We start from the raw sequence: 16861 nt of genomic DNA, 5'->3' as shown, positions 1-16861 counted from the left end.
AAGGAACGCCAATGCGCAAGCATGAATTCCAGCCAGACCAACCGCCACCGCCCAACACGGTAGGTTTTGTCGGGTGGCTTAAGAAAAACTTGTTCTCCAGCGTGTTGAACAGCCTTGTCACACTCACCCTCGGGTATTTTGCCATCATGGTGGTTTGGCAAATCATCGATTGGTCATTCATTAAAGCCGATTGGGTTGGCGCAACGCGTGATGCTTGCTCACGGGAAGGAGCCTGCTGGGTGTTTATCAAAGTGCGCTTTGAACAATTCATGTTTGGCTTTTACCCCAAAGAAGAGTTGTGGCGACCGCAGCTGTTTTATTTCAGTCTCGCGGTATTTCTCCCACTCATCGCCTATGAAAAGACGCCCGGCCGTAAGTGGATATGGTTGTTTTTCGTCAATATCTACCCATTTATTATTGCCGCTTTGCTCTATGGCGGTTTCTGGGGGCTCACCGTGGTCGAAACCCACCTGTGGGGCGGCTTGTTGGTAACGCTAATTATCGCCATTGTTGGTATCGTGGTGTCCTTACCCATCGGCGTGGTGCTTGCCCTTGGCCGGCGCTCAGAAATGCCAATAATTCGCAGCCTATGCACGGTCTATATCGAGATTTGGCGCGGTGTACCGCTTATCACGGTATTGTTTATGGCCTCTGTCATGCTGCCTCTGTTTCTCAACGCCGAAGCAGAGACTGACAAGCTGTTCCGCGCCCTTATCGGGGTTGTGCTCTTCAGTGCGGCCTACATGGCCGAGGTTGTGCGGGGTGGCTTGCAAGCCATCCCGCAGGGCCAATATGAAGCAGCCGATGCCCTCGGCCTCACCTACTGGAAAAAGATGTACCTGATCGTGCTTCCCCAAGCATTGAAAATCACCATCCCTTCTATCGTTAATACCTTCATTGGATTGTTCAAAGACACCAGTTTAGTTCTGATCATTGGGATGTTTGATGTGCTCGGTATCGGCCAAGCTGCCAACACCGATCCGAAATGGCTGGGCTTCGCCACTGAGAGCTATGTTTTTGTCGCCTTGGTGTTTTGGGTGTTCTGCTTCGGTATGTCGCGCTACAGCATCTATCTAGAAAACAAACTCCACACCGGGCACAAGCATTAATACCACTAGGGCTAAGGAATCGTTATGAACCAATCATCGGCTAAAGCAATGATCACCATGGATGATGTCAACAAGTGGTATGGGCAATTCCATGTGTTGAAAAATATAAACCTGCACGTGAACAAAGGGGAGAAAATCGTCATCTGCGGCCCATCGGGGTCGGGAAAATCAACCTTAATACGCTGCATCAACCGATTAGAAGAACACCAAAAAGGCAGTATTATCGTGGCGGGGAACGAGCTAACCAGCGACTTAAAAAACATTGAGCTGGTGCGAAAAGAAGTGGGGATGTGCTTCCAACACTTCAACTTGTTTCCCCACCTCACGGTGCTTGAGAACTGCACCCTAGCGCCGATATGGGTGAAGAAGATGCCGAAAAAAGAGGCTACAGAGATTGCCATGCAGTACCTTGAGCGAGTGAAAATCCCCGAACAGGCGAACAAATACCCCGGCCAGCTCTCAGGCGGACAGCAACAACGTGTCGCCATTGCCCGATCGCTCTGCATGACACCGCAAGTCATGTTATTTGATGAACCGACATCAGCATTGGATCCGGAGATGGTCAGGGAGGTCCTGGACGTCATGGTTGAACTTGCCAATGAGGGGATGACGATGATTTGCGTCACCCACGAAATGGGGTTTGCCCGTCAGGTTGCCGACAGGGTCATCTTTATGGATATGGGGGAAATCATAGAAGAAAACACGCCACAGGCCTTCTTCGATAACCCTCAGTCGGATCGTACCCAATTGTTCTTAAATCAGATTCTTCATTGAGGTTTAGCACTAAATGACATGAGACACAGCAACGACGTGCTGTTACATTCGTTTACAACTTAAGCCACAAAGATAATGAATTGTTAAGTATCATTCAGGTCACATAGTTAAACTTAAAGCTAAGCTATCTCGTAAGAATCATTGAGGCTCACAATGATTATTTAAGAGGTAATGGAAATACAAATTGTTTGGGGCTAGCAGCAATATGCTAACGGTTAACTTGCATTTCGGATGGAATGCCCCAATATATGGATCATCAGCAATCACATAACTAACCCCAAGGGGACTATTTATGAACGATCGTATTGTCAATCGTGGCGCAAGTTACGAAAGCGTACTGTCTACTAACAAAGTTTTACGCAACACGTACTTTCTACTTTCACTAACTTTGGTATGGTCAGCTGTTGTCGCAGGTTTTGCGATGGCAATGAACCTACCTCACCCAGGTTTGATCATTACTCTGGTTGGCTTCTACGGTTTGATGTTCTTAACTGAAAAGAACCGTGACAGCGGTCTGGGTCTTGTATTCACCTTCGCGTTAACAGGTTTCATGGGCTATACCCTTGGACCAATTTTGAACATGTACATCGGCGCAGGCATGGGTCATGCCATTGTTCCGGCACTAGGCGGCACAGCGTTGACCTTCATGGCATGTTCTGCATACGCACTAACGACCAAGCGTGACCTGTCTTTCCTAGGCGGCATGCTACTAGCTGGCTTTATCGCGATTATCGTGGCAGTGATTGCAAACATCTTCCTACAGATGCCAATGCTTTCTCTGGCAATTAGCGGCATGTTCGTACTGTTCTCGTCTGCAGCTATCCTACTGACAACACAGAGCATCGTACGTGGCGGCGAGACTAACTACATCTCTGCTACTGTGACGCTATACGTATCTATCTACAACCTATTCCTGAGCCTACTTCAAATCCTAGGCATCATGGGTGGTGACGACTAATCGCTCGTCAAGACTGATATAGCCCAAAAGCGCCGCAAGGCGCTTTTTTGTTTTTGGCTGCTAATAGCCCGAGGGCTTGCAGCTTTTCCCGATAATCTCTATCCTTTGCCCGTTACATACACCGAGGCTTATCATGCTTGAATTCAACGGCAAACAAATAGATACCGATGCCCACGGTTATCTTAAAAATATTGATGATTGGAGTGAGGAGCTGGTTCCGATCCTAGCGGAAGAGGAAGCTATCACCCTGACCGAAGCACATTGGGAAGTGGTTCACTTCGTGCGTGATTTCTACAAAGAGTTCAATACCTCTCCGGCCATACGTATGCTGGTCAAAGCCATGGCGAAAAAATATGGCGAAGAAAAAGGTAACTCTCGCTACCTTTACAAGCTATTTCCGAAAGGTCCGGCAAAGCAGGCCACCAAGCTTGCAGGGCTACCGAAACCAGTTAAGTGCATTTAATGCCACTTCAAAAGCGAGCGCTATGCTCGCTTTTTCATACCTTAAAGGTATAGGCTACATAATCTCGAAACCATCGATATGCCGCCACTCGACTTCTTCTGACTCCACGCTATCTACTCTGGAAGTCTTCGGTCCGGTATTAAGCCAGCGTAAAAGTTGTTCGACTTGCTCTTCATGGCCACACATCAAGACCTCAACACTGCCATCAGGCAAGTTTTTAGCATATCCCGCTAATCCATGCTTCAAACCTTCATGTGCGGTATGAAACCTAAACCCCACACCTTGTACCATTCCTTTTATCAATGCTTTTACGCAAATATGTGACATATCTCTTCCTAAGCCTCAATCTAAGCCATTGGCAGCAGCGCTTTCTACTCAACATCCAAGTTTATTCTAGCCCTCAGCCAATATTAACAGCGTATTGAAATCACGACATCGTAAGCATCCCCTACTACATACCCTCGATCAGGTCATACAGCGGTTGCTTTTCCTCGTTATCATCAACATAATACGCGACCATTCCTACATCCATACTGGGCATGTCATGACAGCTTCAATTTATCTGGTTAAAGGCCGTGAAAAATCTCTTCGCCGCCGTCACCCTTGGGTTTTTTCTCGTGGTATTCAACGCGTAGAAGGCAAACCATCGCTTGGCGATACCGTCGATGTTTTCGATCACAAAGGTGAATGGCTAGCTCGTGGTGCATTTTCACCGCAATCTCAGATCCGCGTTCGTGTATGGACGTTTGACCGTAACGAGTCTATTGATGTCGACTTCTTTGTTAAGCGCCTCAAGGCCGCTCAGGGCTTGCGTGACATTCTGGCTGAACGCGACGGACTGACGGGCTACCGCCTGATTGCCGCAGAGTCCGATGGCCTACCGGGTATCACCATCGACCGCTACCAAGACTTTCTGGTGTGCCAATTGCTAAGCGCTGGCGCAGAAGCTCAGAAAGAGGCGTTAGTAGAAGCGCTTAACATCTGTTACCCAGAATGCAATGTCTACGAGCGTTCCGATGTATCCGTTCGTAAGAAAGAAGGTCTGAAACAACGCACTGGCGTGCTTTCAGGTGAAGAGCCACCTAAGTTTGTCACCATCGAAGAAAACGGCGTTAAAATCAATGTTGATATCGTCGGCGGCCACAAGACAGGCTTCTACCTTGACCAACGCGATAGCCGCGAAGCCGCTGTTAAGTACGTTAACGGTAAGCGCGTTCTAAACTGCTTCTGTTACACCGGCGGCTTTGGCCTTTACGCCCTAAAAGGCAATGCAAGCAAAGTGGTCAATGTGGACGTATCACAGCCAGCGCTTGATACTGCCCGCCTAAATGCAGAAATGAACGGCTACCCGCTCGAAAACGCCGAGTTCCTTAATGCTGATGTGTTTAAGTTGCTTCGCGAATACCGAGACCGTGGTGAGTTATTCGATGTGGTGATCATGGATCCGCCAAAATTTGCTGAAAGCAAAGCGCAACTAACTGGTGCTTGCCGTGGTTACAAAGACATCAACATGCTGGCGATGCAAATCCTTAAGCCTGGAGGCACCTTACTAACATACTCTTGCTCTGGCCTGATGGACAACAACCTGTTCCAGAAGATCATTGCCGATGCCGCACTTGATGCCCACCGTGAAGTACAGTTTATTGAGCGATTCGGCCAAGCGGCTGATCACCCACTAGACAGTGCCTACCCTGAAGGCTTCTACCTAAAAGGCTTTGCTTGCTACGTTAAGTAACGTCCTAGCACTGCAAATGCTCTAAAGACAAAAACCAGCCATTTAGGCTGGTTTTTTCTATCATCACGTATTTTCTACCGTATCGGCCTCTACATCAGCATTGCCGCCGCACTGCCGAACAACGTCATCACAAATAGGAACCACTTTAATGTCTCAGGCTTGGCACTGATGGCAAACTTAACCGCTAGGTGCGACCCCGTCATGTTGCCCACCGCCAAAATAAGTCCGGGGATCCACAATACTAAGTCTTCGACCACAAAAATCCCCAAAGCTACTGCAGTGAAGACCAGCGTGCATAGCATTTTTAACGCATTGGCACGCACCAAGTCATAGCGAAGCGTACCTGCTAGTGCGGCAATAAGTACAAAACCAACACCGGCTTGCACAAAGCCACCGTAAAAGCCTGCGAGGCCCAGCCCCCACCAAGAACTTGGCGTATCCCGAACTTTTCTTGGCTCGGTACCAAGCGCTGGGGCAACCACAGAAGGCTTGAGCAAAATGACCAATGCCATTGCCAGCATGGTGCCAAGTAACAGCGGTTTAATCCATTCTGATGGGGCATAGGCTGCACCTACAGCGCCCAACAGCCCCCCTATGATCATGGGAATCAAAATTGGACCAGTATCTGACGTATCTAGCTTGCCATGGCGCTTGAAACCAACCATGCCTGTCAGCCCTTGCACCACCACCCCAACCCTGTTGGTTGCATTGGCCACTTCTGCCGGCATTCCCATCACCATCAACGCTGGTAGCGTTAGGTTCGACCCCCCGCCAGCGAGCGTATTAATGATTCCTGCTAAAAATCCGGTCACTATTAGCATAACAATATGCAGTAGCGAGATATCCATTTAGATCATTCCTTGATTCTATTATGTGGTTAGGTTAAAAATTTCTACTTAGTTATTAGTACTTTCATTTCGATAGAGGCTATGATTCAGCCTATATTCAGGTAACTAGCGCCAGACTGCTGTGATAAAAATTGAAACAGTCTGTTTGGCATAATCACATTTTTCAAGGAACACCTATGAAACTTCGCACTGCGCTAATTGCGATGGCTGCATGTGGCCTTAGCTTCCCTTCTCTTGCCGATGTAAAGCTTGAGCTACCTTTTCAGGCAGAACTAGTACTTATTAACGGTGTTGAAGCCGAAGGTAACGATACACAAACATTTAAGAATGGTGAGAACCAATTTGCATTTCGCTACGAAGGAACCTACCGCGAAAACGGTGATGATCAGGTTTTCAAATCTGACGTAATTATCGTGAAATTTGATGAATCTGACGAAAACCTAAAACTAGAACTTCCAAGACTTCGCTCTGGGCAAGATGTCCGCAAATTCAACAAATCACCAAACTTCACTTTGGCTAACGGCCAAGGTGAAGCTATCAGCTACCAGCAAGACAAGCTGATCAAGCATGGTCTACAGTTTGGCCGAGACTATGAAGCTGAAATCGCCGCGTATAACCAATCGGGCAAAGTTGCAGCACTCACTTCTGCCGTTGCAGTGGCGACTCTGCCAGCTGCCGCTGCAACCACAACACCAAAACCAGTTCAACTACCAGCAGCCACTTCGCCGGCAAAGCCTGATGAAGCCACAAGCCAGCCTCAGGGTAAGAATGTCCCAGAAAATATGCTGAATTACTGGTATGAGCAAGCGGATGAAGCAACTCGCGCACGCTTTAAAGCTCGAATCAACGCTGAGTAAGCTAGAGGATTAATCCTTAAAAAGCAATAACTAAGAGCCGCTATAGCGGCTCTTTTTTCTACGTTATCGTATTTACAGAAAATGAATATACCCAATTAGTATTACATCATGATTAACTAGTTAACTAAAAAGGTCTCAGTGCGGATTTCTTGCAGCATTTGCCTATATAGACGTGGTAACAGCTCGGATGAAACTCGTTTTTGCTCAGACAGACGCTCTAAGCTTTGCCAATCGGCTTTCTCATAAGCAAGCACCATCTCAATGAAATGCTTCAAGTTACTTTCTTGCCCTTGGAGTGCCAATCGAATGTCATGATGGATTTTCATGGTTTCTATCGCTTCTTCCATGTCTAGCCCAAGCATATCCGGTAGATTCGAAAAGAGTCCGGTTAGGAATGCTCTGTCTGCGATAGAGCGGTTACAACCCGAATGGATGGCAATCAACTCACATAGCCGGGCTCGGCTTACTGATTGCTGATAAATATCTTCGGGGCGTGAATCAGTTAGCTCTTGGGCCGTAAGTAGAGAAACAAACTTCCTCATTTTATCCTCACCCATAAAGCAAACAGCCTGCTTTATCGAATAAATCGTCCCCTCTCTTCCGTACATCACAGAGTTTAAGAAATTAAGCAGCTTGTGCGTCAACTTCGCATCTGCAGCCAGAATATCGGTCAAACCCGCGTAACAGTAGTCTTCAGCCATCACATGCTGGAAAACATTAAGAAGTGCGCCTTCATTAAGCTTATTGGATCGCATTTCAACAAGGTTCTGCTTTGAAAATATATCCCCCTTATAGAAATCCGCTTTACAGCTACGATAGTGGGTAAAGTCGTCATCGGAAGCTATATGGTCGATAATCACCCTTAGCTTGTAAGACTTCGCTTTACGCGTAAGCTGCTCAACAATGTTGAGGTTCTTGCCTTTTGCACTGATCTTGATGTGACTACAGAACTTCAAAAACGCTTCATTGCCGCTCAATAGCGCCCTTTCCCCAATAATGATGGGATAACCAAGCTTATGCCCCACTTTTAACAAAGCCAGCAGCTCATCATCCAGCTTTTCGTTGTGTGCCAGCTCAATAACTAAGCCACGGGACGAGAAAAAGTAATTGAACAGCTTTTCTAATGCCGTTCGCTGGAAGGAAACAATCAGGGTTTTATTCTCAGCGTATTGATTCATTCCCGCTTTAGACAATAACTCATTGAGCTTTCTAGGATCGGATTGATCGTCAAAGATGCTCATCGGTATCGCTTTCAAGCCAGGATTGTCACGGTGCCAAAAGCTAACTTGGTAAGCGACTTTGTTTTTTCTGGCATTATAGATAGGTTGGCGGACAGCAGAATATTCCATGTCAAATTAGCTTCTGGCTTACAGCCTCGGCCACTTTTCCTTGTCTTCTTTACGGGAGCGTTTCCCTAATAATTAATAAATTTATACAAATAGACATAACTACTGTCAATAATTCAGCACCCACAAATACAAAAATGCTATTTATTTGTCATTTTTTACCCATCCAAATACGTCATCACAAGAATCAAGCGCCCGCCCATCTGGTTGATGACACGAAATAAGTCGCTGTAGATTTCACGGGCAAAGATTCAGAACTGGCCCAATGGAACGTATATGGCACCGCCGCTTGTGGGGGATTGGCTACCTCAACACCGATTGGGCATACCGCTACTTCCGAGGCTCGATGGCAGCTGGACAACATTGTGCAATATTTAACCATTAAGCACTAAACTTTAAGCGCAGGACACTTCCTGCACTTTTTTATGGTAACGGCCTTAGCTTTCATCAAATTACAATGCTTGTAGGATCAATTTTCCGCCTTTGGCAACTGACCCAATACTCACCAGAACACATAACACGCTCTTTACTTGTTTATAAAACGAACAGTAAAATGGGATATAGTGCTCATTTTTCATTCAAACGGTCAAAAATCTGATTATTCAATGATTACAAAATATGTCGATACTTTTGTGCCTAATAAACAGTAAATTAGCGTCTTATGAAAAAGATAAAAGATCAAATTAGCATTTTGCTAAACGTAATAGGACAAATTGGGATATAAAAAAACAATCGCTCATAATTCCCTGTAATTGCTGTTTTTTTCAACAAAGAATAAAAACAAAACCCTATTTTTTTGCCTTGACGGTCATATTACCTCTATTTACTAAGGGGTAATAACTCAGATTTTTTGTGATAAAGTCACGTCAACATTAACCAAAACCACACTAAGAATCATTTTTAGGGACAATGAAAAAGCTACTCCACCTTTTATTATTGGCAATGTTTGCGCTGCCACTTCATGTATCTGCAAGTGTCATTAACAACCCTTCTTATACAACTCAATCAAACCCAGACATTATTGTCGAGGATGCTTACAATAAGGCAAACTTAAAAGGGATTGTTGATTATCAAGTATTTAAAGAGGGTTATAACGCCTACTACAATACACCAGGACGTAAAAAACAATTACTTACCATCATTGATTACAGTAAGCCTTCGACTAAAGAGCGCTTCTTTGTTATCGATCTAAAGCGTCACAAGCTGGTATACAAAACGTTTGTCTCTCATGGCGTCAACAGTGGCGGCAAACAAGCGACCAGTTTTTCTAACGTCGTTAACTCGCGTCAGACATCGCTGGGTACCTTTCTGACCGACACAACCTACTACGGTGGCAACGGCTACTCGCTGCGCTTAGACGGGCTCACACCGGGTATCAACGACAATGCTCGTCGACGCTATATCGTGATCCACGGTGCCGATTATGCGACTGAATCGTTCATCCAGCGCCATGGTTATCTTGGCCGCAGCTGGGGTTGCCCTGCGCTACCAACAGAGCTTTCTAGAGAAATTATCGACATGATTAAAGGTGGCAGTGTTATTTACGCGACAGCTTAATATCGGCAGTCGAGATTGTACCTCTCCCCCTAAATTGATTATCAAAAACAGTGATATAGCTTTATTTAAATAAGCCTTATCACTGTTTTTTTATATCTATACTATTACCCTTCCCTTGCTGTAATAACAACAATTCAAACCTAGAGAACAGCGATTTTAACCAGTAGGACAGATCACGTATTTATGTAGGTTAGTATAATCATTACCTGACTAATTAAGTGTACCTATATGTAAATTAAAAAATTACTTATTTCACTAAATAGCTTCAACTTCAATGCGTTAAGTTTATATATATTCTAATGAGTAAACATACCGCTCATTCATAAACGCCTAGCCAACGTATTTACCCCCTTCGTAAGTAATTGTTCCTTTTAGATATTCAATAAGCGATTAATAATTTTAATAACATATACCCAAGCTACTTCAAGGTACAAATTCAGCGATAATTTATAAGCTTGTAGACAAGGTTGTGTTTAAAAAGATCCAGCGGTCCTAAATCAACTAGGGTTTTCCTAATGAGAATGTGTCTGGGCCTAGTTGCTACGATTTCGCCCTATACAAGGACTGGCCGATGCTGCCCGCAGGCAAAAAAATCCCCGCCTAGGCAGGGATTTGAAAAGGTTGGGATTTTCCGAAATTAAGCGATAGCTTGAGCGGGTGCGATATATGGTAGATCCAGCGCTTCGGAAACTTCCTCACATGTAACCTGACCACGGTAAACGTTTAGGCCGTTAAGTAGGTGCTTATCCTCTTCTAGCGCAGCTTTGTAGCCTTTGTCAGCTAGCTTCAGAATGTAAGGCAGTGTCACGTTGTTTAGCGCAAACGTTGAAGTACGTGCAACCGCACCTGGCATGTTCGCAACACAGTAGTGAACAACGTCATCAACAATGTAAGTTGGCTCGCTGTGAGTTGTTGCATGTGAAGTCTCAACACAACCACCTTGGTCGATTGCAACATCAACAATTGCAGCACCAGGCTTCATCTTCTTGATCATTTCAGCAGTTACTAGCTTAGGCGCTGCTGCACCAGCCACCAATACACCACCGATAACAAGGTCAGCTTCAAGTACGTGTTTTTCGATAGCATCTTTGGTTGAGAATACGCACTGTACGTCACCACCGAATTGAACATCAAGGCTACGCAGCACATCAATGTTACGGTCAAGCACGACAACATTGGCACGCATACCCACAGCCATCTGAGCTGCGTTAGCACCCACTACACCACCACCGATGATAACCACTTTCGCAGGCTCAACACCTGGAACACCTGCCAATAGCATGCCGCGGCCGCCTTTTGACTTCTCTAGCGCGAATGCACCAGCCTGGATTGACATACGACCCGCCACTTCAGACATTGGCGCTAGAAGTGGTAAACGGCCATGGTCATCAGTCACTGTTTCGTAAGCGATACATACAGCTTTGCTGTTGATCAGGTCATGCGTTTGCTCTGGGTCCGGCGCAAGGTGTAGGTAAGTGAATAGAATTTGGCCTTCACGTAGCATCGCACGCTCAACCGCTTGTGGCTCTTTCACTTTAACAATCATCTCAGACTCAGCGAAAACCGCTTCGGCTGTTGGCAAGATCTTAGCACCTGCATCGATGTAATCTTGATCACTAAAGCCAATACCTGCACCTGCGTTAGTTTCTACATAAACAGTATGGCCGTGAGCAACTGCTTCGTTAACTGATGCTGGAACCATACCTACGCGGTACTCGTGAACTTTAATTTCCTTAGGTACACCAATAATCATTTTTGTTTCCTTGCTGCCTTGTTTAGAAGTTAGGTACACAATAATGAAAAAAGAATGGAATGTGTGACCGTTTTTTAACTATAAACCAACAAATACCACTAGTTTATTATTCTGCTGTAGCACAATAATCCGTTTTTGAACTTCGTCACACAAGAAAATACCACCTTTAGACCAATAACTAGCAATGAATTTTACCTTTAAGCTTAAAATATAGTGATAAAGACCACAAAACCACCAAAGACCAGACTTAAAACCTACCAGTAAAGCTCGATATTGTGACAAGGCTTTGAAAAAAACAGCGCTTACGGTAAATAAAACGTGAGTCAGCTCATACAATCCAGCATAAAACACTAAATCAAGCTGGTTGGCGTGGTGTTTTATACAAGGAAAAGCGACGCACTCACAATTAACATTAGCGGTATAAAACAAGGAAAACTGAAACACTCTGTTAAATTACAGACAACAAAAAAGCCACCGAGGTGGCTTTTATTTGATGCGCTTCACAGCTAGTGGTCGGGAGTGATAGTTAGTCTTCGTAATCCCAAGGCATATCCGGTAGTGAATTCAGGTTCTCGGTATAGCGCTTAAGATCGAATGAGCCATCATTCTTGGCCACGTCAAATACCTCGATAGAAAGTGCGCAAGCAATCATTTCGATAGCTTCATCACGAGGTGTACCAGTCATCATCAATCTCATCAGCGTTTCTTTCACCTTGATGGGATTGCCTTCTTCCAATTGGTTTTTCACTGTTTCGACTAGCATATCGCCGGTCATGATGTCTTCGTTATCCATCAGCTACCACTCAATTACAGGTATGTTCATCTCCCTTTACTATAACTGATCTTGCTGTCGATCGATAAAATCGCATAGTAAAGGCATTATATGTCCGAAAAATTATGCTACCAACCAATCAGTTTGCTCTGAATACGCGTCCTTTAAGGTTCGATAGCAGTAAGGGGTAAGGCTTTCACCAACAGGGTGAATATCATTGACAACAACCAGCCTCAGGCCTGCAGAGTTTGCCGATTGTGCGCCGGTTAAACTATCTTCAATTGCAACAACTTGGCTCGAGGCCAATCCCAATGTATGGCAAGCGAGTTGATAAATATCGGGAGCAGGCTTGTTTTGCTTTACGTCTTCACCACAAAACACATGGTCGAAATAATCTAACCAACCGTAATGGGCAAGTATGCCTTCGACATAAACTCTTGGTGCACCTGTCACAACAGCCAATGGTAGCTCACCATGTAGGTGCTTTAAGAGATCTACCGCCCCTTCTTTGGCAGGGATCCCTTTCTCAAGAATGGCTTTATGGGTTAATTGCTCCATGTCTGTGACAATAACCGCCGCTTCTACAGAAAGCGAAAATTGTTGCACCAGCGCCGTTGCGACCTTCACCCAGGGCACACCGGCATATTCACGAAGAAAGTCCGCAGCGGAAAAATCTACGCCGAGCGATCCTAGGTATTCACTCCAGTTTCCTGCATGGAAAACCTCAGAATCCACCAACGTACCATCAAAATCAAAACAAACGGCCTGCATTTCTCTCTCCAGAATCATTGAAGGCCGTATAGTATAACTACGCAGGGTCTCAGGCTAGCTCTCTTGCTAGCCAGCTGCCTGCGTTTTCGGGTGGGCTGGCAACCACAAAGATATCAAGGTGGTCATTGCAAGGAATACAAATGAAATCCACAAGCATGCTTCAAGGCCCGCAATTTGATAGACAAGTCCCGATAGGATGGTACCAATCAAGCGCCCCATTGCATTTGCCATGTAGTAGAAGCCAACATCCAGCGATACCCCATCATCTTTGGCATAACTTACGATAAGGTATGAATGCAATGATGAGTTTACCGCAAACACCGCACCAAAGATCAGAAGACCAACCACAATAGTAATTTCTGGCTGCCATGACATTTGCACACCCACCGCCACCATGGCCGTGACTATCGCCAATAAACCCGCCCAACCCATTGCCGATTTTCCATCAGGTACAACACCTTTGGCTTTGCCGGTGATTTTAGGTGCAACGCCCTGCACGAAGCCGTAAGCAATAACCCAAGTCGCAAGGAAGCCACCTACTGCCGTATGATCCCAATCGAACACTTGGCTAAGATACAATGGCAGCGCCACAACAAACCAAACATCACGTGCGCCAAACAAGAACATTCGAGCCGCAGACAATATATTGATGCTGCTGCTTTTCGAGAAAATCTGGGAAAATTTAATCTTTTGTTTTGCTTTACCCATGTCTTTGTCGAGCCAGACCAAACTCATGCCCAACACAACAAGCAGTACTGTCGCCATTGCAACAACGGCACCTTGGAAGCCCACAACCGCCAATAACAAGCCACCAATAAAGAAGCCCGCGCCTTTAAGTGCATTTTTCGATCCGGTGAGAATGGCAATCCACTTATATAGCGCACCTTGTTGATCATTGGGTACAAGGGTCTTGATGGCACTTTTCGCACTCATCTTGTTCAAGTCTTTTGCGATGCCCGAGAGCGCTTGCGCCAACATCACCCATGGCACAGTCAAGTAGGCTGTCGGCACTGCCAGCATTAATAATGCGACAACTTGCATGCCTAGGCCAACATTCATTGTGCGGTTTAAGCCAAGCTTGGCACCAAGCCAGCCACCCACCAAGTTCGTGACCACACCGAAGAATTCATAGAATAAAAATAACGAAGCTATTTGTAATGAAGAGTAGCCGAGTTGATGGAAGTGCAATACCACCAGCATACGGAGCGCGCCATCAGTGATGGTAAAATTCCAATAATTGAAGGTGACTAGCGCGTACTGACGAACGTCTTTGGAAAGATTAGAGAATGCCTTAATCATGACAAATGCTCACTACTATCTTAATTTGTAAGGCTCAGCACTTATTTGCACCGAGCCTTAGTTACTTACAGAAATGATGCGGCGGGTTTAAGCCAGACCCACCTTACGGATCAACTCTGATGTACGGGTCGCGTAGCCCATTTCGTTATCATACCAAGCGTAGACTTTTACCATACGGTCATTCACGACCATGGTTGATTGTGCATCAACGATAGTTGAACGCTGATCGCCTTTGTAATCGATAGATACGAGAGGACGGTCTTCAAAGCCCAATACACCAGCCAGTTCGCCTTCAGCCGCTTCTTTTAGCAGCGCGTTAACTTCTTCAGCCGTTGTATCACGGCTTACATCAAAGATGATGTCAGTAAGCGACGCATTTGCTAGTGGAACGCGAACAGCGTGGCCGTTAATCTTGCCTTTAAGCTCTGGGAAGATCTCAACGATAGCAGTAGCAGAACCTGTAGTCGTTGGAATAAGACTCATGCCACACGCACGTGCACGGCGTAGGTCTTTATGAGGCGCATCAAGAATTGTCTGGGTGTTAGTCAAATCGTGAATAGTGGTGAATGAAGATTGCTCGATGCCCAATTTTTCATGGATAACTTTAACCACAGGGGCGATACAGTTAGTCGTACACGATGCGGCTGTCACAATCTTGTGCTTTTCGGCATCAAACAGGTGGTCGTTCACACCAACCACGACATTCAGTACATCGGCTTCTTTCACTGGTGCTGAAACAACCACGCGTTTCACACCTTGTGCTAAGTATTTGTTCAATAACTCAACTTTACGGTGTACACCGGTTGCTTCCAGCACAACATCACAGCCAGACCAATCAACAGCATCGATATCGCGCTCTTTTGTACAACGGATCACGGTATCACCAATGATCATTGAATCACCATCAGCACTAACAGCGTGATCCCAACGGCCCTGTACCGAATCAAACTCAAGTAGGTGCGCTAACGTTTTTGCATCACCTGCCACATCGTTGATCTGTACAAACTCAATTTCTTCCCAATCAAATGCAGCACGAAGTGCTAAACGACCAATGCGACCAAAACCGTTAATACCAACTTTAATAGCCATAACACAATATCCTCAGAGTGTACTTTGTGTTTATATACGATTTTTCGTATATATGATTTTTCACATATATTAACTATAGCCTACGTCAGTTACCAGATCTTTTTCAGAAAAAAGCCGATCTTTTTTTATCCTATTGATTTTCATTAACAGCAACCTAAGCGACAGGCATAAAAAAACCCTACCGAGGTAGGGTTCTATACATTAAAAATGCTTCAATCGAATTATTTATAATTCTGAATGTAGTCGATGTGAGGTTGGCGCGTGAAAGCACCAGGGCGTAGTGCCTGGATCTGACTGATTGTTGATTCCAGTTCAGCGCCACGAGAAAGCATAATGCGAGCCGCAATCAAGCCAGTACGGCCAGAACCGCCCATGCAATGAATAGCTAAGCCATCACCTTTATCAAGCAGCGCTTGTGCCGCTTTATTCGCTTCTGACCAATTGGCATCAAACTGCATGCCAGGTGCACAATCATCTTCAATTGGCAGGTGGAACCATTTCATCCCCATCGCCTGACAGGCTTCTGCCAGCTTTGTTAAGCCATCATCAGGCAGATCTGTTGGTTCAAGGGCTGTGAATACGGCAGTCGCACCCGCTTCCTTTAGTTGAGTAAGCGACTCTTCAAGGCTCGCTTCTTTTGTACCAGGGCAAGGCGTCAGTAGCAGCTTACCACTGTCAGCAAGGGGTAGAGTCCAAAATGGGTGTGTGTTTGACATAAATAGCACCTGTAATATTGAAATGTTGCTCTTAAAATTCTAGCCCTACCAAGTATCACGCTAATGACTTGGTTGGTTTTCTTCGGTCCGAGATCTGACTTAATTTTAGCTTTTCTTTGTTAATCATCCCTGGATTCCCGTTTCTAACGGTTGCCAGTGTATGCTGCACCCAAACGGGTAACTGGGAAGAAAGTCGATAGAAAACCCATAGGCCTTCACGCTGGGTTTCTAATACCCCGCCATCACGTAGCAGTGCCAAGTGGCGAGATACTTTAGGCTGGCTGACCCCCAGTACTTCAACAAGATCGCTCACGCTTAATGCTTTCTCATCTTCGATAAGCATTAAGATACGCAACCTCAGCGGATCACTCATGATCTTGAATAGTTCAACAGGACCGAAAACCGAACTTTGCTCAGTGCCGTTCAGCATCAGAAACAAACTAATTCGTGCTTTAAGCCCTTCCAAGGTGTCACGAAATGGCTTATCACCCGCCAGCGGCTTAGGATCCTTAAAGTCCCAATGCAACAAGGCATCCGAATCAGGGAATAATGCACATTCGTTGCTGGCTTTATCACAAAGGGTGATCACTGTATCAAAGTGCTGATCTTGCAGATCTTCTGCCGACAAACTGTGCAAATTATCGCTATTGATACCTTCTTCAGCCAACACTCGGTAGACCCGAGGATCAACTTGCTCAGGCTTCATACCTGCACTAAATACCTGATACTGGCTTCCAGCCATATGCCTCATCGCCGCTTCAGCCAACTGTGAGCGCGCAGAGTTCCCGGTGCATAAAAACAGAATACGTTTCAT

Annotated in this window: 17 protein-coding genes; 7 read left to right on the top strand and 10 right to left on the bottom strand. The window is 45.5% G+C overall.

Annotation, left to right across the window (positions count from 1 at the left end; translation table 11 throughout):
- Positions 1-11 precede the first annotated feature (11 nt).
- The 4 genes from C9I98_RS04845 to tusE all read left to right on the top strand — a co-directional run bounded on the left by C9I98_RS04845 (position 12) and on the right by tusE (position 3304).
- Positions 12-1109 carry an amino acid ABC transporter permease gene (locus C9I98_RS04845; RefSeq protein WP_107271647.1) on the top strand — a complete coding sequence of 366 codons (1098 nt, stop codon included), beginning with the start codon at positions 12-14 and terminating at the stop codon, positions 1107-1109.
- 24 nt (positions 1110-1133) lie between these two features.
- Positions 1134-1883: an amino acid ABC transporter ATP-binding protein gene (locus C9I98_RS04840; protein WP_036818385.1), complete on the top strand. Its 750-nt coding sequence runs from the start codon at positions 1134-1136 to the stop codon at positions 1881-1883.
- 292 nt (positions 1884-2175) lie between these two features.
- Complete coding sequence (locus C9I98_RS04835; RefSeq protein ID WP_036818387.1) at positions 2176-2841, top strand: Bax inhibitor-1/YccA family protein; 666 nt, start codon at positions 2176-2178, stop codon at positions 2839-2841.
- A 133-nt stretch (positions 2842-2974) separates the two neighbouring features.
- Positions 2975-3304, top strand: coding sequence for a sulfurtransferase TusE (gene tusE, locus C9I98_RS04830; RefSeq protein WP_036818390.1), 330 nt, complete (start codon positions 2975-2977; stop codon positions 3302-3304).
- A 54-nt stretch (positions 3305-3358) separates the two neighbouring features.
- Here tusE and yccX read toward each other — a convergent pair whose 3' ends face one another.
- Positions 3359-3631, bottom strand: coding sequence for an acylphosphatase (gene yccX, locus C9I98_RS04825; protein ID WP_036818392.1), 273 nt, complete (start codon positions 3629-3631; stop codon positions 3359-3361).
- Positions 3632-3848: 217 nt separating this feature from the next.
- Here yccX and C9I98_RS04820 point away from each other — a divergent pair, with 217 nt between their 5' ends.
- Complete coding sequence (locus C9I98_RS04820; RefSeq protein ID WP_036818394.1) at positions 3849-5039, top strand: class I SAM-dependent methyltransferase; 1191 nt, start codon at positions 3849-3851, stop codon at positions 5037-5039.
- Positions 5040-5128: 89 nt separating this feature from the next.
- Here C9I98_RS04820 and C9I98_RS04815 read toward each other — a convergent pair whose 3' ends face one another.
- Positions 5129-5887, bottom strand: a complete 759-nt coding sequence (locus C9I98_RS04815) for a sulfite exporter TauE/SafE family protein (protein ID WP_107271646.1) — start codon at positions 5885-5887, stop codon at positions 5129-5131.
- A gap of 176 nt (positions 5888-6063) precedes the next feature.
- On the opposite strand from C9I98_RS04815, the gene C9I98_RS04810 reads away from it, so the two are divergent.
- Positions 6064-6744 carry a YccT family protein gene (locus C9I98_RS04810; RefSeq protein ID WP_036828287.1) on the top strand — a complete coding sequence of 227 codons (681 nt, stop codon included), beginning with the start codon at positions 6064-6066 and terminating at the stop codon, positions 6742-6744.
- Between the two features lie 116 nt (positions 6745-6860).
- Here C9I98_RS04810 and C9I98_RS04805 read toward each other — a convergent pair whose 3' ends face one another.
- Positions 6861-8093, bottom strand: coding sequence for an EAL and HDOD domain-containing protein (locus C9I98_RS04805; RefSeq protein WP_107271645.1), 1233 nt, complete (start codon positions 8091-8093; stop codon positions 6861-6863).
- Positions 8094-8999: 906 nt separating this feature from the next.
- Here C9I98_RS04805 and C9I98_RS04800 point away from each other — a divergent pair.
- On the top strand, positions 9000-9647 hold the full coding sequence (locus tag C9I98_RS04800) for a murein L,D-transpeptidase catalytic domain family protein (RefSeq protein WP_036826315.1): 648 nt from the start codon (positions 9000-9002) through the stop codon (positions 9645-9647).
- 637 nt (positions 9648-10284) lie between these two features.
- Here the strand turns inward: C9I98_RS04800 and ald are convergent.
- The 7 genes from ald to C9I98_RS04765 all read right to left on the bottom strand — a co-directional run bounded on the left by ald (position 10285) and on the right by C9I98_RS04765 (position 16861).
- Complete coding sequence (ald, locus tag C9I98_RS04795; protein ID WP_036823073.1) at positions 10285-11400, bottom strand: alanine dehydrogenase; 1116 nt, start codon at positions 11398-11400, stop codon at positions 10285-10287.
- 526 nt (positions 11401-11926) lie between these two features.
- Positions 11927-12193, bottom strand: coding sequence for a hypothetical protein (locus tag C9I98_RS04790; RefSeq protein WP_036823076.1), 267 nt, complete (start codon positions 12191-12193; stop codon positions 11927-11929).
- Between the two features lie 102 nt (positions 12194-12295).
- Positions 12296-12943 carry an HAD family hydrolase gene (locus C9I98_RS04785; protein WP_036823081.1) on the bottom strand — a complete coding sequence of 216 codons (648 nt, stop codon included), beginning with the start codon at positions 12941-12943 and terminating at the stop codon, positions 12296-12298.
- Positions 12944-13009: 66 nt separating this feature from the next.
- A complete protein-coding gene (gene arsJ / locus C9I98_RS04780) occupies positions 13010-14242 on the bottom strand; it encodes an organoarsenical effux MFS transporter ArsJ (protein ID WP_107271644.1) in 1233 nt (410 codons plus the stop codon).
- Positions 14243-14329: 87 nt separating this feature from the next.
- Positions 14330-15331, bottom strand: coding sequence for an ArsJ-associated glyceraldehyde-3-phosphate dehydrogenase (locus C9I98_RS04775; RefSeq protein ID WP_107271643.1), 1002 nt, complete (start codon positions 15329-15331; stop codon positions 14330-14332).
- 221 nt (positions 15332-15552) lie between these two features.
- Complete coding sequence (locus tag C9I98_RS04770; protein WP_036823850.1) at positions 15553-16047, bottom strand: phosphatase domain-containing putative toxin; 495 nt, start codon at positions 16045-16047, stop codon at positions 15553-15555.
- Positions 16048-16102: 55 nt separating this feature from the next.
- Complete coding sequence (locus C9I98_RS04765; RefSeq protein ID WP_036823852.1) at positions 16103-16861, bottom strand: metalloregulator ArsR/SmtB family transcription factor; 759 nt, start codon at positions 16859-16861, stop codon at positions 16103-16105.

Origin of the sequence: Photobacterium sanctipauli (assembly GCF_003026495.1) — a bacterium.
Classification (GTDB): Bacteria; Pseudomonadota; Gammaproteobacteria; order Enterobacterales; family Vibrionaceae; genus Photobacterium; species Photobacterium sanctipauli.
This window is presented reverse-complemented; position numbering and strand designations above follow the sequence as displayed.

Coding starts and splice junctions, on each gene's coding strand:
- ald (WP_036823073.1), bottom strand. CDS start 11,400: ATGATTATTGGTGTACCTAAGGAAATTAAAGTTCACGAGTACCGCGTA.
- C9I98_RS04785 (WP_036823081.1), bottom strand. CDS start 12,943: ATGCAGGCCGTTTGTTTTGATTTTGATGGTACGTTGGTGGATTCTGAG.
- C9I98_RS04820 (WP_036818394.1), top strand. CDS start 3,849: ATGACAGCTTCAATTTATCTGGTTAAAGGCCGTGAAAAATCTCTTCGC.
- C9I98_RS04845 (WP_107271647.1), top strand. CDS start 12: ATGCGCAAGCATGAATTCCAGCCAGACCAACCGCCACCGCCCAACACG.
- C9I98_RS04815 (WP_107271646.1), bottom strand. CDS start 5,887: ATGGATATCTCGCTACTGCATATTGTTATGCTAATAGTGACCGGATTT.
- C9I98_RS04790 (WP_036823076.1), bottom strand. CDS start 12,193: ATGGATAACGAAGACATCATGACCGGCGATATGCTAGTCGAAACAGTG.
- C9I98_RS04835 (WP_036818387.1), top strand. CDS start 2,176: ATGAACGATCGTATTGTCAATCGTGGCGCAAGTTACGAAAGCGTACTG.
- C9I98_RS04805 (WP_107271645.1), bottom strand. CDS start 8,093: ATGGAATATTCTGCTGTCCGCCAACCTATCTATAATGCCAGAAAAAAC.
- arsJ (WP_107271644.1), bottom strand. CDS start 14,242: ATGATTAAGGCATTCTCTAATCTTTCCAAAGACGTTCGTCAGTACGCG.
- C9I98_RS04840 (WP_036818385.1), top strand. CDS start 1,134: ATGAACCAATCATCGGCTAAAGCAATGATCACCATGGATGATGTCAAC.
- C9I98_RS04800 (WP_036826315.1), top strand. CDS start 9,000: ATGAAAAAGCTACTCCACCTTTTATTATTGGCAATGTTTGCGCTGCCA.
- yccX (WP_036818392.1), bottom strand. CDS start 3,631: ATGTCACATATTTGCGTAAAAGCATTGATAAAAGGAATGGTACAAGGT.
- C9I98_RS04810 (WP_036828287.1), top strand. CDS start 6,064: ATGAAACTTCGCACTGCGCTAATTGCGATGGCTGCATGTGGCCTTAGC.
- C9I98_RS04765 (WP_036823852.1), bottom strand. CDS start 16,861: ATGAAACGTATTCTGTTTTTATGCACCGGGAACTCTGCGCGCTCACAG.
- C9I98_RS04775 (WP_107271643.1), bottom strand. CDS start 15,331: ATGGCTATTAAAGTTGGTATTAACGGTTTTGGTCGCATTGGTCGTTTA.
- tusE (WP_036818390.1), top strand. CDS start 2,975: ATGCTTGAATTCAACGGCAAACAAATAGATACCGATGCCCACGGTTAT.
- C9I98_RS04770 (WP_036823850.1), bottom strand. CDS start 16,047: ATGTCAAACACACACCCATTTTGGACTCTACCCCTTGCTGACAGTGGT.